18 protein-coding genes and 1 pseudogene are annotated in these 18,283 nt (G+C 60.2%); 10 read left to right on the top strand and 9 right to left on the bottom strand.

The genetic code is table 11. The features are described 5' to 3' along the window. Nucleotides 1-138: 138 nt before the first annotated feature. Nucleotides 139-588, top strand: a pseudogene (locus tag RWK44_RS06655) (helix-turn-helix domain-containing protein); the annotation flags it as partial. 72 nt (nt 589-660) lie between these two features. Here RWK44_RS06655 and RWK44_RS06650 read toward each other — a convergent pair. The 3 genes from RWK44_RS06650 to RWK44_RS06640 all read right to left on the bottom strand — a co-directional run bounded on the left by RWK44_RS06650 (nt 661) and on the right by RWK44_RS06640 (nt 4,312). Continuing rightward, nucleotides 661-1,686 (bottom strand): ABC transporter permease, encoded by a 1,026-nt coding sequence (locus tag RWK44_RS06650; protein WP_222053366.1) that lies wholly within the window; start codon nt 1,684-1,686, stop codon nt 661-663. A gap of 42 nt (nt 1,687-1,728) precedes the next feature. Continuing rightward, complete coding sequence (locus tag RWK44_RS06645; RefSeq protein ID WP_316028569.1) at nt 1,729-3,270, bottom strand: sugar ABC transporter ATP-binding protein; 1,542 nt, start codon at nt 3,268-3,270, stop codon at nt 1,729-1,731. Between the two features lie 79 nt (nt 3,271-3,349). Beyond that, complete coding sequence (locus RWK44_RS06640; RefSeq protein ID WP_316028568.1) at nt 3,350-4,312, bottom strand: sugar-binding protein; 963 nt, start codon at nt 4,310-4,312, stop codon at nt 3,350-3,352. Nucleotides 4,313-4,661: 349 nt separating this feature from the next. On the opposite strand from RWK44_RS06640, the gene RWK44_RS06635 reads away from it, so the two are divergent. Further along, complete coding sequence (locus tag RWK44_RS06635; RefSeq protein ID WP_131666955.1) at nt 4,662-5,750, top strand: LacI family DNA-binding transcriptional regulator; 1,089 nt, start codon at nt 4,662-4,664, stop codon at nt 5,748-5,750. Nucleotides 5,751-6,169: 419 nt separating this feature from the next. Then, nucleotides 6,170-7,876 carry a biosynthetic-type acetolactate synthase large subunit gene (ilvB, locus tag RWK44_RS06630; protein WP_316028567.1) on the top strand — a complete coding sequence of 569 codons (1,707 nt, stop codon included), beginning with the start codon at nt 6,170-6,172 and terminating at the stop codon, nt 7,874-7,876. 202 nt (nt 7,877-8,078) lie between these two features. Here ilvB and RWK44_RS06625 read toward each other — a convergent pair whose 3' ends face one another. Both RWK44_RS06625 and RWK44_RS06620 read right to left on the bottom strand, forming a co-directional pair. After that, complete coding sequence (locus RWK44_RS06625) at nt 8,079-8,429, bottom strand: type II toxin-antitoxin system RelE/ParE family toxin (protein ID WP_221998715.1); 351 nt, start codon at nt 8,427-8,429, stop codon at nt 8,079-8,081. Nucleotides 8,430-8,431: 2 nt separating this feature from the next. After that, nucleotides 8,432-8,683, bottom strand: a complete 252-nt coding sequence (locus RWK44_RS06620; RefSeq protein ID WP_221998717.1) for a ribbon-helix-helix domain-containing protein — start codon at nt 8,681-8,683, stop codon at nt 8,432-8,434. 272 nt (nt 8,684-8,955) lie between these two features. Here RWK44_RS06620 and RWK44_RS06615 point away from each other — a divergent pair, with 272 nt between their 5' ends. Together RWK44_RS06615 and RWK44_RS06610 are read left to right on the top strand one after the other, a co-directional pair. Continuing rightward, entirely contained in the window at nt 8,956-12,201 is a 3,246-nt protein-coding gene (locus RWK44_RS06615; protein WP_316028566.1) for an adenylate/guanylate cyclase domain-containing protein, read from the top strand. Between the two features lie 74 nt (nt 12,202-12,275). Next, nucleotides 12,276-12,956: a peroxiredoxin-like family protein gene (locus RWK44_RS06610; protein ID WP_131666952.1), complete on the top strand. Its 681-nt coding sequence runs from the start codon at nt 12,276-12,278 to the stop codon at nt 12,954-12,956. 74 nt (nt 12,957-13,030) lie between these two features. Here the strand turns inward: RWK44_RS06610 and RWK44_RS06605 are convergent, their stop codons facing one another. From RWK44_RS06605 to copM, 3 genes are all read right to left on the bottom strand, one after another. Next, entirely contained in the window at nt 13,031-13,585 is a 555-nt protein-coding gene (locus RWK44_RS06605) for a cytochrome c (protein ID WP_131666951.1), read from the bottom strand. Between the two features lie 112 nt (nt 13,586-13,697). Continuing rightward, entirely contained in the window at nt 13,698-14,030 is a 333-nt protein-coding gene (locus tag RWK44_RS06600) for a four-helix bundle copper-binding protein (RefSeq protein ID WP_131666950.1), read from the bottom strand. Nucleotides 14,031-14,041: 11 nt separating this feature from the next. Next, nucleotides 14,042-14,473 (bottom strand): CopM family metallochaperone, encoded by a 432-nt coding sequence (copM, locus tag RWK44_RS06595; RefSeq protein WP_316028565.1) that lies wholly within the window; start codon nt 14,471-14,473, stop codon nt 14,042-14,044. A 229-nt stretch (nt 14,474-14,702) separates the two neighbouring features. Here copM and RWK44_RS06590 point away from each other — a divergent pair, with 229 nt between their 5' ends. After that, nucleotides 14,703-14,906, top strand: coding sequence for a hypothetical protein (locus RWK44_RS06590; protein ID WP_168282234.1), 204 nt, complete (start codon nt 14,703-14,705; stop codon nt 14,904-14,906). 88 nt (nt 14,907-14,994) lie between these two features. After that, complete coding sequence (locus RWK44_RS06585; RefSeq protein ID WP_168282232.1) at nt 14,995-15,498, top strand: cytochrome b; 504 nt, start codon at nt 14,995-14,997, stop codon at nt 15,496-15,498. Here the strand turns inward: RWK44_RS06585 and RWK44_RS06580 are convergent. Beyond that, nucleotides 15,481-15,921 (bottom strand): YqaA family protein, encoded by a 441-nt coding sequence (locus tag RWK44_RS06580; protein ID WP_221998725.1) that lies wholly within the window; start codon nt 15,919-15,921, stop codon nt 15,481-15,483. The two genes, RWK44_RS06585 and RWK44_RS06580, sit on opposite strands and share 18 nt — an antisense overlap. A gap of 150 nt (nt 15,922-16,071) precedes the next feature. Here RWK44_RS06580 and RWK44_RS06575 point away from each other — a divergent pair, with 150 nt between their 5' ends. From RWK44_RS06575 to RWK44_RS06565, 3 genes are all read left to right on the top strand, one after another. Next, nucleotides 16,072-16,485: a hypothetical protein gene (locus RWK44_RS06575; protein ID WP_205931124.1), complete on the top strand. Its 414-nt coding sequence runs from the start codon at nt 16,072-16,074 to the stop codon at nt 16,483-16,485. 94 nt (nt 16,486-16,579) lie between these two features. Further along, complete coding sequence (locus tag RWK44_RS06570; protein ID WP_017960474.1) at nt 16,580-16,807, top strand: hypothetical protein; 228 nt, start codon at nt 16,580-16,582, stop codon at nt 16,805-16,807. Beyond that, a complete protein-coding gene (locus tag RWK44_RS06565; RefSeq protein ID WP_316028564.1) occupies nt 16,804-18,270 on the top strand; it encodes a TolC family protein in 1,467 nt (488 codons plus the stop codon). The genes RWK44_RS06570 and RWK44_RS06565 overlap by 4 nt, the downstream gene beginning before the upstream one ends. The last annotated feature ends 13 nt before the right edge of the window (nt 18,271-18,283 follow it).

Here is an 18,283-nt window from a genome sequence, read left to right as displayed (position 1 = left end):
CGGGCTATTTAGTAATGCGACAGTTGGGCCAGTTAGAGATGCGACAGTCTCGCCTCTCGACGTACTGGTCAAAGCCAACGTTGGGAGCAAGGATGACGATCTTCAGCCTGGTCGAGACCATGAGCGGTCGGAGTCGTCATGTCCTTTATGATCACCATGTCGCAGAAAGAGTTGCATCGCCTCGAAGTCATCCAGAAGATCCGTGACGAACGCCTGAGCGTTGTCCAGGCCGCCGAGCTGCTTACGCTTAGTCGAAGTCAGGTCCATCGGCTGCTGCAGGCCTATGACCGGGATGGTCCAGCCGGACTCGTTTCCAAGAAGCGATCGCAGCCGAGCAACCGGCGCCACTGCGAGGAGTTTCGCAATGCGGCGCTGGATCTGATCCGGGAGCGCTATCTGGATTTCGGTCCGACGCTGGCTCGCGAGAAGCTGATCGAGCTGCACCGGATCTCGGTGGCCAAGGAAACGCTGCGTCAATGGATGACCGAGGCCGGCATCTGGGTCTCGCGTCGCGAGCGCAAGAAGCGGGTTTTCCAGCCACGCGGCCGGCGCGACTGTTTCGGGGAGCTGGTTCAGAACGATGGATCGGCGCCCTCACCCGCCGCGATCTAATCTTGCAACGGGGCAAAGGTCACGACACGCATGGCCCGATCAATTGACCTAGTCCTGATTGGCAACCGCTGGCAAACTGCCTTCGTTCGAAAGACGAGTTTCGGTCTGCCGGGCGGCAGAGACAAGGCGGCGCTTTGCGCGGATGGCGTGCCATTGTTGGTCGATCAGGACGCCGATGAGGATCACGCCACCCATGACAGCGAAATTCAACGACGAAGGGATACCAAGTAGATTGACGAGATTCTGCAACTCCTGGAGCAGGACCGTGCCCAGCACCACGCCGACGATCGATCCCTCGCCGCCGCGGAGCGAAAAGCCGCCGAGTACGGCAGCGGCGATCGCGTAGAGTTCGTAGAACTGGCCATGGCTCGCCGGCGAAATCGAGCGCGTGTACATGGCAAAATAAATCGCTGAAAGCGCCGTCAGCAGCCCGCAGATGACATAGGCCGACATGACCATGCGGCCGGTACGGATACCGGAATAGCGGGCCGCCTCCTCGTTCTTCCCGATTGCGTAAAGATAACGCCCGAAGACAGAGCGATGCAGCATGATCCACATGACCACGGCAATGATGACGAGGGCGATGAAAGTGTTGGGAACGCCGTAAAACCGTCCGGCGGTCAGGAATTCGAGGTCGGGGAAATTTTGACCGAAAGCAAAGCCCGCCGTTCCGTCGGCCGTATAGAAGCGCGCTGCCCCACGATAAATCAGCAGGCCGCAGAGGGTGACGACGAAGGGCTGCAGGTTGAGCCGGGTGATCAGCCAGCCGTGGACGGCGCCTATGACCGCGCCGAGCGCGAGAATGAGCGGCAGCGCCAGCATCCAGGGCATATCCTGGACCGCGATGAAATCGACGAACAGCACGCCGAGGAGTGCTACGAGCGAGCCGACGGAAAGCTCGATACCGCCGGTGATGATGACAAAGGCTTGGCCGATCGACAGGATGCCGAACAGGCCGATCAGATTGGCAGTGTTGGCTAGGTTGATCGGCAGCAGGAAGCGCGGGTTGATGATGGCGACGACGATGCCGACGACGACGATCAAAAGCAGCAGTCCGAGATCTTTTTTGATCATTCGAAATCCATCCCCGATACTTATTTATATTGACCGCATCCGCTATTTTACCCTTTTGCCGACGGCAAGCAAAAGGACGCTTTCCTGGCTGATTTCGTCCTCTTCCAATATGCCGGCGATCTGGCCCTCGTGCATGACGGCGATGCGGTCAGAAACGCCGATCACCTCTTCCATATCGCTTGATATCATCAGGATCGCCACTCCGGCATCGGCAAGCGCTCGCATCAGGCCGTAGATCTCGTTCTTCGCGCCGATATCGATGCCGCGTGTCGGCTCGTCGAAGATCATCACCTTCGGGCTCATCGACAACCATTTGGCAAGCACCACCTTCTGCTGGTTGCCGCCTGACAGAGTGCCGGTTCGCGTCGAAACGGAGGGCGCCTTGATACCGAGGCGAACGCGCTGCTTTTCGGCCGCCGCCCTCTCCCGCTCGGCAGAAAGCATGAAGCGGCTGGAGAGCTTGGGGAGATCGGCAAGGGTTATGTTCTGGGCGATCGGGAGATCAAGAAGAATGCCGTTGCGCTTGCGATCCTCCGGGACCAGGAAAATGCCACGAGCGACGGCGTCCCGGGCAGAACTGACCGCAATTTGCCGCCCGTCCTGCAGGATGGCTCCACCGTAGCTCCGGTCGATGCCGAAGAGTACCCTTGCAAGCTCGGTGCGGCCCGACCCCACGAGCCCTGCAAGCCCCATGATTTCTCCATACCGGATTTCCAGATCAACGGGACGGCCGGGATAGGCCTCGGTGCGCACGCCGCTTGCCTTCAGCGCAACCGAGCCGGGCGAGCGCTGCGGTTTTGCGGTCCGGGCCGCAAGCACCCGGCCGATCATCAGCTTGACCATCTGGTCGTGGCCGATGTCTTTCTTGGCAAGCGTGCCCACAAGCGTGCCGTCGCGCAGGACTACGACCCGGTCTGCGACGCGCTCAACCTCGTGGAGGCGATGCGAGATGAAAACCACACTGATGCCATCGGCTTTCAGCGATTTGATAATGCTCAGGAGCCGCTCGGTTTCGGCCAGCGGCAGGCTGGACGTGGGTTCGTCGAAGATAACGAGCCTGGCGTTGATGGACAGCGCCTTGGCGATTTCCACCATCTGCTGCTCGGCAAGGGAAAGCGATGCCACAGGTGTGTCGGCGGAAAAATGAGCCCCTACCCGCTTCAAGAGCGGCTTCACCATGTCTCGCAGCCGATTGCGATCGACGAGCTTGAGGGGTCCGGCCTTCAGCGGCTCGCGGCCCAGGAAGATATTGGCAGCAACGTCGAGATTCTCAAAGAGATTGAGTTCCTGGTGAACGAAGGCGATGCCGGATGCGATGCTCGATTCCACAGTGAGGAAACGAAGCTCTGCTCCGTCGAGCAGAATCGTGCCTCGGTCGGGTGCGATCACGCCGCCGAGAATCTTCATCAACGTCGATTTTCCTGCCCCGTTCTCGCCGACGAGGCCGATGACCTCGCCCGGTATGATGTCGATCGACAGGCCCTCAAGCGCAACGACGCCCGGATAGGTCTTGCCAACGCCGGAAAGCGAAAGGAACGGCGTTGTAAGCGCGTCCGGTGACGGGAAGTCGGAGCTGTGGTTCATCGCCTGTCCATGGCTGCCAATACTGTCGGCATGAGACGTCTTTCGCGGCGGCGGCAAGTGCCCCCGCCGCGAAGGAGGGTTATTTTCCAGACATGGCCTTCAGGCTGGCGGCATATTTGTCAACGTCATCCTTGCCGATGATTACCGTCGGGATGATGATCAAGCCGTTGCCGGGAACGCCTGACTTGTCGCCCTTGAGGTAGGCCGCCATCAGCTTCATGCCCTGATAGGCCCATTCGAACGGCTGTTGCACGACGGTCGCTGCGACCGTGCCTTCCTTGACGCCGCCGAGCGTGATCGGATCGTCATCAAAGCCGACGACAGTGATCTGGCCGAGTTTGCCGGCGTCGCGCAACGCCTCATAGATGCGCGGCGTATTGTAGGAGTAGAAGCCGACCATGCAGGTGACGTCGGGGCTGGCCACCAGCGCGTCCTCGACGTTCTTCTTTGCGCGCGTCTGGTCGATATCGTCGCCGCGTACATCTGTCAGCTCGATCTTCGTGCCCTTCAGGCCGTCCTTCATGCCCTGGATGCGTTCCTTGGCATTGTCGGCGCCGAGCAGGCCAACGAAGCCGATGCATTTGCCGCCGTCCGGCATCGCTTTCTTGGCGATTTCGGCGGCCTGCATGCCGGCGTCGATATTCGATGAGCCGATATAGGCGACGCGGTTGGTCTGCGGCGCGTCGCTATCTGTGGTGAAGAGAGCAGTCTGCGAGCCGATCTTGTTCAAACCGTCCGTCTGGGTCTTGGGATCGACTGCGGAAACCATGATCCCCTTGACGCCGGCACTGACCAAGTCTTCCATAAGCCGCTGCTGAACGGCGACAGATGCCTGCTCAGGGTACTTCAGCTCCATCTGGTAGTCGGGCATCTCGCCCTGCGCCTTCTTCACGCCCGCCTCTGCGGCTTTCCAGAAGTCGGATGCGCCGTTGACGACAAATGCGAGTGTCGGTTTGTCGGCAGCATGCGATACGGCAATCGGCGCCGCGCTCAGCATCAACCCGGCGAAGAACAAGGCTGCATTGCGTTTCAGCTGTTTCATAATACACCTCCCGAGGGGCCGCAGTTGCACGGGCCCGTTTCCGATTTACGGCCGGCCGGATGCGCGCCCCCTCCTAGGGCCGTCGCAAAGCGACGAGTGGCATAGGTTCCGATCGCTCCTTGACGGTATACAAGAAATTTAATTAGTAAATAGTATTATCAATGCAAATCAAAACATTTCATCGTGCAATGGCTACGATGGCGATTTTGTACTGACACTTGCCAATAACTGATAGAGTTGCAACAATTCCTGCAATTGCCAGCGCTTTCAGATAGATGCTAATATTAATTACCAAAACCGACAATCAATCACCCTGAACCGTTATCCCAAGCAGAGACAGTCTCCACGAATGCGAAAGTCCAAGACCCAAAATAAGCCTGTGCGCGTGACGATGATGGACATCGCCGCGGCGGCTGGCTGCTCGCAGGCGGCCGTCTCCTTCGTCCTCAACGACACACCCGGCACCCGCATCTCACAGCAGACGCGCGATCGCGTATTGGAGGCGGCGCGCGCGCTCGGTTACATGGAGAAGACCTATACGACGAAGGCCTCTTATTCGGGACTGGACAACGTCATCGGTTTCGCCGTGGATCAACTCGCCACCAGCCCGGAAGCGATCGTTGCGATCGAAGGCGCGCGGCAAGCCTCCTGGAACGCCGGCAATGTCCTTCTGGTAACCCAGACGCTCAGTGACCCCGTCATGGAGCCGAAAGCAATCGAGGCGTTGACGAACGGAGGCATATCGGCGCTCATATATATGACAATCTATACTCGCCAGGTGGAGCTTCCATCCTATGTCAGCAAGCTCAACATCCCGACGGTCCTGCTGAACTGTTATACCGCGGACCATACCTTTCCCGCCGTGGTGCCGAGTGAGATTGCCGGAGGGCAGAGCTCCACCCGGCATCTGATCATGCACGGACACCATCGTATCGCGACGATCACCGGTGAAATCTGGATGCAGGCGGCGCAGGACCGGCTGACGGGATATCGCCGCGCGCTGGCGACCGCCGATATACCCTTCGATCCGGAATTGGTCATTGAAGGCGACTGGTCGGCCAGTGCCGGCTATGCCGCCACGATGAAACTGCTTGCTCTGAAAGAGCCGCCCACTGCGATCTTCTGCCAGAACGACCGCACTGCCATCGGGTGCTACGAAGCGCTCAAGGATGCAGGGCTTCGCATTCCCCTGGACATGTCGGTAGTGGGTTATGACGACGAAGAAATTTCACGACATCTCGTACCCCCGCTGACGACCTCGGTCCTTCCACATCTTGCCATGGGGCAATGGGCGATCGAACATCTCAACCCGGAAAGTACGCCCGGCAAGCGCTATCCCATTGCGAAGCTCGAATGTTCGCTCGTTAAGCGTCATTCCGTCGCCGCGCCGAGGGCCGAGGCGCGGCAGATCCTCGATGGCGCATATACCTCGCCATAGAACTTGGGTTCGCGCCGGTACCGAACGCCGGTGGCTGGCTCGGAAACCCTGACCGGCGCACACTGGAAGACGTGGTCGAAATCGCTTGGGGGCGATGGAACGGGCAGAGTTTGCCTTGTCGATCGGTTGCGAACGGGTTGCCACCCTGCCCTTGCCTCGTCACTGGCTACCCAACCGATCTCACATATTCTCAACCACAGATACGATCTGCGCAGCGACGTCGTTGACGACGTGTAGATTTGGCGCTAGCTCTATCGCCGATGAAAATCTCAATGGTTCTCGTAGTGGTGATATCGCGCATGGGCAGGACGGTCTGATCGTCCGGCAATAGCCACCCATGCGCCGAAAACAGGTCCCTGACGGGGGCCTTTTTTTATGCCCCGTCGCACCCATCACCTCACTCACGACGGAACCCAGATATGACCGGCGAGACAGCCAACTCTTTCCTCAACAACCCCTCTGATCGCCGCATGAACGGCGGCGAGATCGTTCTGCAAGCGCTGCGCGACAACGGTGTCGAACACATTTTCGGTTATCCCGGCGCAGCAGTGCTGCCGATCTATGACGAAATCTTCCAACAGGAGCACATCAAACATTTCCTGGTGCGCCATGAGCAAGGCGCCGGACACGCCGCCGAAGGCTATGCCCGCTCGACCGGAAGAGTTGGCGTCATGCTGGTGACATCGGGACCAGGCGTTACAAATGCGGTTACGGCGCTGCAGGATGCCCTTATGGACTCCGTTCCGATCGTCTGCCTCGCCGGCCAGGTGCCGACAAGTCTGATCGGCACGGACGCTTTTCAGGAATGCGATACGGTCGGCATCACCCGCCCCTGCACAAAGCACAATTTCCTCGTCAAACACGTCGACGATCTGGCCAAAACGATCCATCTGGCTTTCCGGATCGCGACGGCCGGCCGACCCGGCCCTGTTCTCGTCGACATGCCGAAGGACGTGCTCTTCGCTAGCGGGACCTACGTTGCACCTGACCAGGTAGCTACTCTGCCGAGCTACCAGCCGGCAATGCAAGGCGATCGGAACGCGATCCGAGCGGCGGCCGCATTGATGGCCGGAGCCCGGCGACCCATCATCTATGCCGGCGGCGGCATCATCAATTCGGGACCGGAGGCGTCGAGATTGTTGCATGAGTTCGTCGACCTCACCGGCTTTCCCGTAACGTCGACTATTATGGGGCTTGGAGCCTATCCGGCCAGCGGGCGAAACTGGCTGCGCGTCGCCGGACAGGATGGATCGCATGAAGCCAATATGGCAATTGGCGACTGCGATCTGATGGTCGCCATCGGCGCGCGGTTTGACGATCTCGCGATCTCGCGCGTCCATGAGTTTTCGCCTCACTCGAAGAAAATCCAGATTGATATCGATGCCTCGTCGATCAACAAACGCGTTCCGGTCGATATCGGCATTCAAGGCGACGCCGCGCATGTGCTGGCGGATATGATCCATGCCTGGCGGTCACTCTCCACCATGCCCGACCAGAAGCGGTTGCGGGCGTGGTGGTCGCAGATCGACCATTGGCGAGCCCACGATTCGTTTTCCTACGAGCGGCTGGACCACGCAATCATGCCGCAACATGCCTTGGAGCGCCTGCATGCGTTGACAAAGCCGCACGACCCGATCATCGCCACGGAGATCGGTCAGCAGATGTGGGTGGCGCAGTTCTTCGGTTTCGACAAACCCAATCGCTGGATTACGTCAGGGGGATTGGGGACGATGGGTTTCGGTCTTCCTGCCGCGCTGGGGGCGCAGATCGCACATCCCGGCCGTCTTGTCATTGACATTGCCGGCAACGCGTCCGTGCAAACGACGATGAAGGAGCTGTCGACGGCGATACAGCATCAAGCGCCGATCAAGATCTTCATTTTGAACGATGAACATCCGGGCATGGCGCCAGACTGGGAAGAAATATCGGATGGTGGCGGTCAATCGCATTCTTATTCGGCTTCGCTGCCCGATTTTGCCAAGCTCGCGGAAGCCTATGGCGCCGTCGGCCTTCGTTGCGAGAGCCCTACCGAACTCGATGCCAGGATCGAGGAGATGATCGACGCGGACCGGCCGGTGCTCCTTCACTGCCGGGTTGCAAGGCTCGCCGACAGCCGCCCGCAGTAACGACTTATGATCGAACACGCCAAAAGCAAGCCGTGCGATCCTGCAGCATCGTCTATGCATAGCCGAGGACCTCATGATCGAGACTGGCGTCTCGATCATGTATTTATGCCGTTTTATGAGATCGATTTTCTTCAGGCCGCAGAGAAGCCGAATTGCGTCCGAGGAATTCCAGGTACGCGCCGTTCCGATCAAAGATACTATGTCACGACTCTTTGTTTGAAAGAGCGGCCAAGTCCTCTTTAAGCCGCACCGGCAAATCCATCCGTTCGTGAAGAATGCTCATGACGCCAAGATCACCGTTTTCAAGCTCACGAAAGAATAGGTAGTGATGCTCATAGCGGCTGAAATAGGCCCGACGCCTGATGTCAGCGGGAACTGCCAACCGTTGCGGAAGCTGTCGCCAGATCAGGCGATCCTCGCATAAACGCTGCAAATAAACATGCAGCCCGAGAATGTACGCATCTGCCTGTTTTTCTCCCCAGGCCTCGAACGTGTCACGCCAAATCCTGTCCTGCGCGGCGTCTGCGCGTGGATAAAACCGATAAGCTACCATGCTCAGCGGCGCTTGTTGCGACGGATAACGTCTTCAGCGGAAACGACGACAAACTCGCTGTCGTCGGCACGCATTGCGGGTGCAAGTTCCTTTTGCAGGCCATTCCATGCCTCGTCGCGCGTTTGCAAATCGCGTCGGATCAGGGCGCGAATGTACTCGCTCGCGTTCTCATAGAGGCCGTCGTCACCGATCTGCTGCTGAATGTGATCTTGCAGCACGCCGCTGACCTTCACATGAATGCTGCCCGATGCCATCGGCCTACCCTTTCGTTCTTCCTCTATCGTAGGGCAGCGTAGCATATATTGTCAATATTCATCATAAGGAAATAATCGTGATATGGTTTTCGAACCTCACTCGGCGACTTGGCTGTCCTAACGATGTCCCGACCAGCATCATCATACTCGTTCCGCCGCTTTTGTTTAGCGCTTGCGGGCCTGGGGCAGCAGGTTCATGCTTGTTTCCTATTCTGAGGCCTGCTGGTTGCGGCTGAAATAGCCGTACATCGGGGTTTCGTGAGATGCGTCCGATGGAGTGCAGCGGCTGCGGGTTCGATATTCAGAGCGGTTTTGCTTTCTGTCCGCGATGCGGCGCAAGGCAACCGATCTCGTGCGCTGCCTGCGGCTATCCCTGTCAGCCCGATTTTGCCTTCTGCCCCAGTTGTGGCGCGTCGGTTTCGGGCAAAGTCCAACCCGCGTCGAAGCCAAACATCGAGGCGGTGCAGTCTAAATCTGACGGCGATGCCGACCGGCGGCCGGTGACCGTGCTCTTTGCCGATCTCTGCGGCTTCACGACTCTGAGCGAGCAGATCGACCCTGAAGTCATGCGGGTCCTGCAGAACGAATTGTTCGAAGAGATGACCCAAGCGGTCGAGGCCTATGGCGGCTTCGTCGACAAGTTCGTCGGCGATGCGCTGCTGGCGCTGTTCGGCGCGCCGGTCGCTCATGAGGACGATCCGGTCCGGGCGCTTGGTGCCGCACTCGATATGATCAGTCGGGCCATGCAGGTCGGCGAGCGCTGGCACGCCCGCGCCGGCGTGCCGCTGCGTCTGCATATCGGAATCAATAGCGGCCCTGTCGTTACCGGCGGCTTCGGTGCGGTCAGTACAAAATCCTATTCGGTGACCGGCGACACGGTGAACACCGCCCAACGCCTGCAATCCATGGCCGGCGAAAACGATATCCTTGTCGGGCCGCTGACCTATCGCCTCACCCGCCATGCCTTTGCCTTCGAGAGTCTCGGTGCGCAGGCGTTGCGCGGCAAAAGCGGAAACGTCCTTGTCCATCGGCTGACAGGGCTGTTGGAAGCGCCGCATACGGCGCGCGGGCTCGAGAGTCTCGGCCTTCAGGCGCCGATGATCGGACGAGATACGGAGCTGTCGCGGTTGCTGACATGCCTCGATCTTGCCTGCGGCGGGGCAGCACAGCTTGTCCGCCTGATCGGCGAAGCGGGTATCGGGAAGTCGCGGCTGGTCAATGAATTCGTCGCGATAGCCAGCAATGCCGCTCGTTTCCAGGGCCTCGCCATCCGCAAAGCGACCTGCTCTCCCCTCGGCGAACAATCCTATGGCACGCTCGGTGCGGTCGTGCGCAGCGCCTACGGCATTGGCGAGCGAGACGATCTCGACAGGGCGCGGCAATTGCTGGCAACGGGGTTTCGCGCACTCGATCTGACGCAGGAGGAGGTCGAGGGACTTTTGCCGCTCTTTCTGCATGTCCTCGGCCTCGGCGATCCCGATGGCGCGTTGCGGTACATCGAGCCGGAGCAGCTGCGGCGGCAGATCTTCTATGCCGTCCGCACCGTCTTCGAGCGGCGGCTGGCGCAAGGTCCCCTGCTGCTTGTCATTGAGGATCTGCACTGGGCGGACGCTGCCTCGCTGGAAGTGCTTCGCTTCATGATGGACCGGCTGGAGCGCAGCAGGTTGATGCTGCTGGCGGTCTACCGGCCGACATCGCAGACCGACCCACTGGACTCCAATCGTGTCAGCGTCACCGTGCAGCGCCTTGCCCCACTCTTTGCGGCCGACGGGCAGAAGCTGCTTGCTGCGTTTTTTGGCGAGAGCTATGCCAAGTTGCCAGTGACGATGCGCAAACGCATCCTCGACCGCGCCGGCGGCAATCCGCTTTTCATCGAAGAAATCCTTCGGGTGCTGATCGACATGGGCACGTTGCACAATGACGGCCAGCGCTGGCATGTCGCAGCGGAAGACACGGATGTCGATATACCGGTGAACCTGCAAGCCCTGTTGCTTGCCCGCGTCGATCGTCTGCCACAGGAGATCAGACGGCTGGCGCAAGAGGCTGCGGTGGTCGGCCCGAAATTCGATACCGCCCTGCTCCGCACCATCGCCACCGACCCGGCCGCCATCGATGCTGCATTGGATCATCTCTGCGATGCCAATATCATCGAGGAATTGCGCGGGCCGGATGCCGGCGGGTCGCCGGGCTATCGCTTCAGCCAGACGCTGATGCACGACGTCATCTACCACAATCTCCTGCTGCAACGGCGCATGGAGCTTCATCAACGGATCGGCCAGGCCCTGGAACGTCAATATGGTGCAGCGCCCGACCGGCCCGAGCATCTGGCGCAGCTCGGCCATCACTTCAGCCTGACCACCGAAAAGGCCAAGGGCGCCACCTATCTGATGGCGGCTGGCGATCTGGCGCGCAAGGCCTACGCCAATGACGACGCAATGCGCCTCTACCATCAGGCCCTTGCGGCCTTCGCAAACGAGGCGGAGGTGACACCGGAGCAACAGGCGCTCCTGGAGCGTCTTGCCGATCTCTGCGGCCCTGCCGGCCTGCGCGACGCCGCCTTGAACCATTATCAGCGAGCGCTGGCTATCCACCGCACCAAAGTCGATCCTATCGCCGCAGCGCGGATATTGCGCAAGATCGGCCGCTTGCATCTCGATGCAGGGCGCCGCGATCAAGCGGAGACACATTTGGCCGAAGCCGAAGCGATGATCGCCACAATCGATGCGCCAGTCGAACGTGCACATGTCCTGCAGGAGCGCGGCCATCTGGCCTTCCGCATGGGGGATCAGGCCGCTGCCGCAGAGTGGGCGACGCAGGCGCTGCAATGCCTGCAAACCCTGCCGATCGACGGGACGACCGAGGCCGGACGGGAGACAGCGCGAGCGATGGCGGAGGCGCTGAACACGAAGGGTGCAGCCTTTGCGCGGCTCGGACGTCGCCGCGAGGCCGTGCAGGAAGTGGAACGCAGCCTCTCGGTTGCCGAAAAGGCCGATCTGCAAAGTGCTGCCTGTCGCGCCTATTCCAACCTCGGCGTTCTCTACACGATTGTCGATCCGGCCAACGCCATCAAGATCTGCCGGCGCGGTCTGGAGGTTGCAACCCGTATCGGCGATCTCGGCTTCCAGGCGCGCCTTCTCGCCAACCTCGCAGTCGCATGCTGTACCTTCACCGATCGCTGCGCCGCCGAGGGTGTACCGGCGGCGGAGAAGGCCGTCGAAATCGACCGGGCGCTCGATCAGCGCGACCATCTCTCCGTGCCGCTGATCGTACTGGGCCAGATTCATCAATGCCACGGGCAGCCGAAGCTAGCTCGTAAGTATTACGAAGAAGCCCTTGAGGTTGCGAAGGAAATTGATGAACCGCAACTGCTCTTTCCGTGCTATGATGGCTTGGCGACACTCAGCCTTGAGCATGACGACATGGACGAGGCGGAACGGTATTTCACGCTGGCACAGGATGTGTGCATCCGCCACAACCTCGATCCAGGCACGCTCGTCGTCCTGCCGTTTCTCGACTGACTTGTCCTCGTTGCAGTGATCGCCGGAGATCGATTAGGCAAATCGATTCAAGAAGATAAAGGGAGGAACGAAACATGCAGGAGAACCACGCCGCAAGACCGTTACAGCCGGGAGATCGCGCGCCAAACGTGGTGCTGGATGCGATCACCCGCCAGGGCAAGGTCGCCATCGACGATTTTCGCGGCCAGAAGCCGGTGCTCATCGGTTTGTTCCGCGGATTGCATTGCCCCTTCTGTCGCCGGCAGATCGCCGCCATGGCCGAACTCACCGATGCCTTGCAGGAGAAAGGCATCGACAGCCTGACCGTCGTCAACACGCCGATCGACCGCGCTCGCCTCTATTTCCGCTACCATCCGCTTCCCAATCTGCTGGCCGCCTCGGATCCGGAACGGGTATCGCACAAGGCCTTCGGCCTGCCGAATCTGCAGTTCACCGAAGATGAGAATGAGTGGCCGCGCAAAGTCAGCATGAACACGGTGATGTCGATGCGCATAGACATGCCGGGCGAGCTTCCAGCGCCTATGGACCCGATGGCGGCGTCGGAATTCCTCGACAAGGCGGACGGCTATGAAATCACCGAGGATGACAAGCAGATGATCGCCACCGGCCACGGCCAACTCGTCGGCGAATTCCTGCTCGACCGGGATGGCGTCGTGCGCTGGTGTTTCACCGAAGTCGAGGAGGATGGCCGCCTTATGTTTGGCGGTCCCGCCCCTCGGGAAGTGATGTCGGCAGCGTCGAACATGGCTGTTTGAAGCGAATGAGGCCGTGCTTGAAAAGGTCGGACGCTTGAACAAGGCGAGCATTTCCCGATCCCGCGTGATCGCCCTTATTCCATCCTGAACTTGGCGTGGCAGGTCGTACAGGTCTGAAGCATGAGGTGGAACGCGTGTTCCGCCGGCATTGCCAGCAGTTCCTGCTCGTTGCGAACATGGGTGCCGAACGGGCCGCCACCCGTGGCTTCCCCAGGCTTCATGCGCATGCTGGCGGACATCTGTCTTGGGTTGTTCTGCGCGGCGGCGTCCAGCGCGATGGCGTAGTCGCGCAGATCGTTGGCGATGCGGTCGAACCGCTCGCGCTCCTTAAGGATGTTCGGCCCAGCCTTCGATTGCCGACTGTCGGCCTCGGACGCGAAATGTGCGGAGAGAACACTCCCGGACTTGTCGCGGATGGTGTCGGCCGCCCATTTGAATTCGCTGGCGTTGTAGGCCGTTGGATCCTTGAACATGCCGGAGATCGTCTTCGCCGCGGCGGCCATCGCCTTCATGTCCGCCTGTCGACGGAAGACGAGATCCTCCGCGGCTGGCGACGGAACCCCCGCCATCAGGACTGCTCCCACGATGGAGAGCAGTCCAGCCTTCTTCATGTAAGCGGTCTGTTTCATAAACGCTGCGTTCCAAACCGGGCCATGCCGCTTGCTTCGGATATCCGTCGCTTCACCGGATATCCGTTCTCATCTGGGCAGGAAGAGGGCGGACGGAGACCGCCCTCCCCGATCACGCCGCCATCTTGCGGCAGCTATCGGCGCAACGGCGGCAGGCGTCGACGCAGCTTTGCATGTCGCCCACCCGCTCGCAGTCTTCGGCGCACTGGCCGCAGATTTCTGCGCATTCCCCGCAGACATGCTTGTGGTGCTCCGAGCCGATCAGCATGAAGTGCGCTGAGGTCCGGCAAATCTCAGCGCATGCCATCATCAGCTTGAAGTGCGGAGGTTTGGTGTGCTCCCCACCCAGTTCCAGGCAATGTCCCATGGCCATCGACAGGCATTCGCTGTAGCAGGCGAGGCAGTTGTCGATGCAAGCTTTCATTTCAGTCGACATATGATGCATGGCGCAATCTCCTATTTGACTTCCTTGTCCACCCACTTGGACATCTCTTCGATCTCCTTTTTCTGGGCTTCGATGACCTTCTGTGCCATCTGCTTGGCCTCTTCATTGTCGCCGTACTTGAGTTCGACCTCCGACATGCTGATCGCGCCCATATGGTGGGCAATAATGCCGCAGACGAAGGAGACGTCGGCGTCCTTCTTCATCATCCCCTGCATCATGTTCATGTGCATGCCCTTCATGCCGTCCATCGACGCCTTCTGGTAGTCGGTCATGTCGCCCATCGGCATGCCGCCCGAAGGCATGTCCGCCTTCGACATGTCCATGTCTTCGGACTTGCATTTTTCCGGATAGGCCGTCGTCGACTGGGCGGAAACCGCCGACTGCAGGATTGCAAAGCCGGCGGCGACTGCCGTGCACAAGGCAAGCTTGGTGAACGTCTTCATTTTTCGATCTCCGAAAATTTGGTTGATTGTTTGGTCCGTCTTAGCCCGCCTGAAATCGGGGCGGCGGATCGATTGAACGGATCAGCAGGAGCGGCCTGTCGACGGGCTCCGTCCGTTCATGCCTCCCCGGTTCGAAGCGCGGAGCCGCGACCTTGGCAAGTTCCGGAAGGATCGGACAGCAGTGCATCGCCGAACAGCACCCGGCCTGCGTGCCGCAGGCATGCCCCGCATGGCGATCACGCTCCCCCACGACGGCACAGTGCTGGCTTTGCAAGGTGCTCGGCGCCGCGGCCATGCCGAAAGAATTCGCCGCCACCAGGAGAGCGACGAGCAAAAGCTGAGCGTACCGGAAGATGCTTCCAAGTCTCATTCGGCTGGGTTTCCTTCCGGCGCCGAACTGTGCGGCAGCCGCAATGTTCCACAGTACCAGTGATCTGTGGCGGCCTTGCGTTTTGGCAACGGCCGATGAGGAAGCATTAACCGTCGCCGGCTAGTCTGCGCCTCTCGCTCGGAAGAATTCGATGAAACCTGGCTATTCGCTGGCCCAGATAGGACTTCACTGGCTGATCGCCCTCCTGGTGCCGGTCCAGTATCTGACGGGCGGCAGCATCGAGAGAACCCACCACGCCGTCCACATGGGCATGACTCCGGCGTACTGGGACGTCGTCCAGCACCATCTCCACAACTACGCGGGAATGGCGATTGGCCTGCTGATGGGCCTGCGGCTGGTTCTTCGTCTTCTTCAGCCCTCCGAAACCAGCGCACCCCGCTCATGGAGTGAGCGAGCAGCCGCGGCGCTTCACCACGCCTTCTACGCCGCGATTATTGGGCAGGCCTGCATGGGCGTCGTCGCGAGCTACTTCTGGTTCGGGATTGCGCCATACCACGTCATCGGATCGAGGATCATCCTGGCGATGGTGGCGCTGCATCTCGCCGCGGCGATTTGGCACACGGTCGTCGCCCGTGACGAGACAGTCGACCGGATGGTGTTCCCGCGCCGGAAGCGGTCAGCCGACGATCTGTAAGGTAATCAGCGTCAGCACGACATAGCGGCCGGTCTTGGCGACGAACACCAGGATCGTGAAGGGGAGGAGCGGCTCCCTGAGTACGCCGGCGACAACGGTCAGGGCGTCGCCAAACAGCGGCATCCAGCACAGAAGCAACGTCCATTTTCCGTATTTCCGGTACCAGCAGGACGAACGCTCGAGCGCCTTCTCGCCGACCGGAAACCAATGCCGGTCACGAAAATTTTCGATTCCGCGTCCGAGGAACCAGTTGACGATGCTTCCAAGCGTGTTTCCGACGCTGGCGACGGCCAGCAGAACCGGAACGGAGAGCTTTCCGCTAAGAAGAAGGCCAACCAGCACGGGCTCCGACTGCATCGGCAGCACTGTTGCCGCGCCGAGAGCCGCGGCGAAAAGGCCGAGATAAGACGCGAGATCGATCATCGTCGGAAAAGAACAGCTCCTGTTGACCTTGCCACTATTGGAAGCCCAGCTTGTGCACGACGTGATGTTCGCGCCACATAAAGGACTCGAACGTCGGCGAGATATAGCTCTTAGTTGAAATCGATCTGCTTTGCATGTAGTTCGAGGAGCATGGGCAAGATGTACCGAATCGCAATGAGCAGGCTGCTCGTGATGATGCGGCTGGTGATCATCGTATCACTGGCTGGGTACTCGCTATCGAACGCCAGCGCCGCCATGCATGGCTCCTCCTTCCCCAAGGCGGCAGCGGTACTGTCCGAGTCCGATGCAATGCAGCATCACGATGGCCATGACATGACGAAGATGGCTGCCCATGACCATTCGCAGGGCGGCGGCAGTGATGACGCAGATGGCGTATCGAAGCCTGTCAAGCAAGAATGCTGCAAGGATTTCTGTGGCGGGCTCGGCATCATTTGTGAAGGCCAGGATGTCGACGGACCCGTCGTAACCTCGATCCGGCAGTTCATCGACGACCGGACGACCCTTGGCGAGCTGCCGCCCCTCCACCGTCCCCCGAATATCTGAATAGAGACCTACCCGTTTGATCGGGTCTAGTCGGACGCTTGCCTGCTTCCGGGCGAGCGCGCCGTAAGGCTATCTCCTATTCGGAAATTTCATAATGAAACCCTCGCTTTTCGTGGTGGGGCTGCCGCTTATCGTCGGCGGCTGCGCATCCACACTTCCTCCCGACGTGGTGGCGTTTCCCACCGCGGTCGATCAGCCGTCCGCACCTCCGGCGGCATACAGGTCGCCGATCGCAGGCTACGTCGCCCGGCAGCCGGTCGATCCCAAGCCCTGGCGCAGACAGAACGATCTGCAGTCTCCCATGAATGGAGACGACTCATGATCGGCACCAGAAAACTGATCTTGGCGCTGGCATTTCCGCTCGCTTTGAGCGGCTGTGTCACAGGCGCCGAGTATTCCCGCAAAGAGGCGGGCTTCACCTCCGTTGCCAACAAGACCGCCACCGTCACGGCGAAAGAGACCGTCTGGATCCAGAACCAGAACCAGGCTCGATCGGCGGCAGCTCAAGTCAAAAGCCTGCTTCCTCGAACGAAGCCTCTCGACGTCGAGACGGCCGTCCAGATCGCGCTGCTCAACAACAAGGGACTGCAGGCCGCCTACGCCGATCTCGGCGACAGCGCGGCCGACGCCTGGCAAACGACAATGTTCCTGAATCCGACTGTAGCCGTTGGCTTGACGGGCATCGGGACGCCCGGGCTGGAAGCCTTCAAGACAGTCGAAGGGGCCGTCGTCACCAACATCCTGGCGCTTGCCACGAAGAAGCGTGACATCGAAATCGCTGACACGCGGTTCCGGCAAGCACAGTTGAACGCTGCTGTGCGTACGCTTCAGCTTGCCGCTGATACCCGCCGCGCCTGGATAAACGCCGTTGCGGCCTGGGAGAATGTGGGCCAGTTGCAACGCGCCCAAGCGACGGCCGATGCGGCCTCCGAGCTGGCACAGAAGCTGGGCGAGACCGGAGCAATGGCCAAAGGCGCTCAGGCTCGCGAGCATGTGTTCGTGGCTGAACTGGCCGGAGAGACCGCAAAGGCACGTCTGGCGGCCCGGCTCACAAAGGAAGAGCTGACACGCCTTTTGGGGCTTTGGGGTTCAGACCTCGACTATCAAGTCCCGAACAGTCTGCCGTCTCTGCCAAAGGTTGTCGTGAAGCGCGACACAATCGAGGCGGAGGCGCTTCGCAACCGCATCGATCTGCGAGTCGCCAAACTTGAGTTGGAGGCAACCGCTCGCTCCTATGGGCTGACCGAGGCAACTCGATATGTGACCGATCTGGAAATCCTAACCGGGCTTGAAACGGAGCGCGAAATCGAGGACGGCGACAAGAAGGTCGACACGACAGGATTTGCCGAGCTGGAATTCGCTATTCCAATCTTCGACACCGGCAAGGCTCGCATGAGGAAAGCCGAGTTGGCTTACATGCGGGCAGCGAACCAGCTCGCCGAGAAGGCAGTCAATGTGCGGTCGGAGTCGCGATCTGCCTACCAGGCTTACCGCTCGAACTATGACATCGCGCGGCACTACCGCAACAGCGTCGTGCCGCTGCGCACCAAGGTCGAAGAGGAATCCCTGCTGACCTACAACGGCATGATCACCAATACGTTCGAACTGCTCACCGACACGCGCGACAAAATCAACTCCATCCTGCTCTCCGTCAACGCGAAGCGCGACTTCTGGCTGGCCGAAGCCAACCTCGCGCCAGCGATCTACGGCGGCGGCGCTTCGGCTGCGTCAGCAGAGACCGAAGTTGCCTCTGCTTCTGAGAGCAGCGCTGGCGGCGGTCATTGAGAAAGGAACATCG

It is taken from the genome of Rhizobium sp. 25PS6, assembly GCF_032464655.1.
In the GTDB taxonomy this organism is placed as follows: Bacteria; Pseudomonadota; Alphaproteobacteria; order Rhizobiales; family Rhizobiaceae; genus Rhizobium; species Rhizobium laguerreae.
The sequence above is the reverse complement of the archived record's forward strand: the minus strand, read 5'-3'. Positions and strand labels throughout refer to the sequence as shown.

Excerpts from the sequence above, each read along its gene's own strand:
- RWK44_RS06650 (WP_222053366.1), bottom strand. The coding sequence starts at position 1,686 with ATGATCAAAAAAGATCTCGGACTGCTGCTTTTGATCGTCGTCGTCGGC.
- RWK44_RS06645 (WP_316028569.1), bottom strand. The coding sequence starts at position 3,270 with ATGAACCACAGCTCCGACTTCCCGTCACCGGACGCGCTTACAACGCCG.
- RWK44_RS06640 (WP_316028568.1), bottom strand. The coding sequence starts at position 4,312 with ATGAAACAGCTGAAACGCAATGCAGCCTTGTTCTTCGCCGGGTTGATG.
- RWK44_RS06635 (WP_131666955.1), top strand. The coding sequence starts at position 4,662 with ATGCGAAAGTCCAAGACCCAAAATAAGCCTGTGCGCGTGACGATGATG.
- ilvB (WP_316028567.1), top strand. The coding sequence starts at position 6,170 with ATGACCGGCGAGACAGCCAACTCTTTCCTCAACAACCCCTCTGATCGC.
- RWK44_RS06625 (WP_221998715.1), bottom strand. The coding sequence starts at position 8,429 with ATGGTAGCTTATCGGTTTTATCCACGCGCAGACGCCGCGCAGGACAGG.
- RWK44_RS06620 (WP_221998717.1), bottom strand. The coding sequence starts at position 8,683 with ATGGCATCGGGCAGCATTCATGTGAAGGTCAGCGGCGTGCTGCAAGAT.
- RWK44_RS06615 (WP_316028566.1), top strand. The coding sequence starts at position 8,956 with ATGGAGTGCAGCGGCTGCGGGTTCGATATTCAGAGCGGTTTTGCTTTC.
- RWK44_RS06610 (WP_131666952.1), top strand. The coding sequence starts at position 12,276 with ATGCAGGAGAACCACGCCGCAAGACCGTTACAGCCGGGAGATCGCGCG.
- RWK44_RS06605 (WP_131666951.1), bottom strand. The coding sequence starts at position 13,585 with ATGAAACAGACCGCTTACATGAAGAAGGCTGGACTGCTCTCCATCGTG.
- RWK44_RS06600 (WP_131666950.1), bottom strand. The coding sequence starts at position 14,030 with ATGCATCATATGTCGACTGAAATGAAAGCTTGCATCGACAACTGCCTC.
- copM (WP_316028565.1), bottom strand. The coding sequence starts at position 14,473 with ATGAAGACGTTCACCAAGCTTGCCTTGTGCACGGCAGTCGCCGCCGGC.
- RWK44_RS06590 (WP_168282234.1), top strand. The coding sequence starts at position 14,703 with ATGGCGATCACGCTCCCCCACGACGGCACAGTGCTGGCTTTGCAAGGT.
- RWK44_RS06585 (WP_168282232.1), top strand. The coding sequence starts at position 14,995 with ATGAAACCTGGCTATTCGCTGGCCCAGATAGGACTTCACTGGCTGATC.
- RWK44_RS06580 (WP_221998725.1), bottom strand. The coding sequence starts at position 15,921 with ATGATCGATCTCGCGTCTTATCTCGGCCTTTTCGCCGCGGCTCTCGGC.
- RWK44_RS06575 (WP_205931124.1), top strand. The coding sequence starts at position 16,072 with ATGGGCAAGATGTACCGAATCGCAATGAGCAGGCTGCTCGTGATGATG.
- RWK44_RS06570 (WP_017960474.1), top strand. The coding sequence starts at position 16,580 with ATGAAACCCTCGCTTTTCGTGGTGGGGCTGCCGCTTATCGTCGGCGGC.
- RWK44_RS06565 (WP_316028564.1), top strand. The coding sequence starts at position 16,804 with ATGATCGGCACCAGAAAACTGATCTTGGCGCTGGCATTTCCGCTCGCT.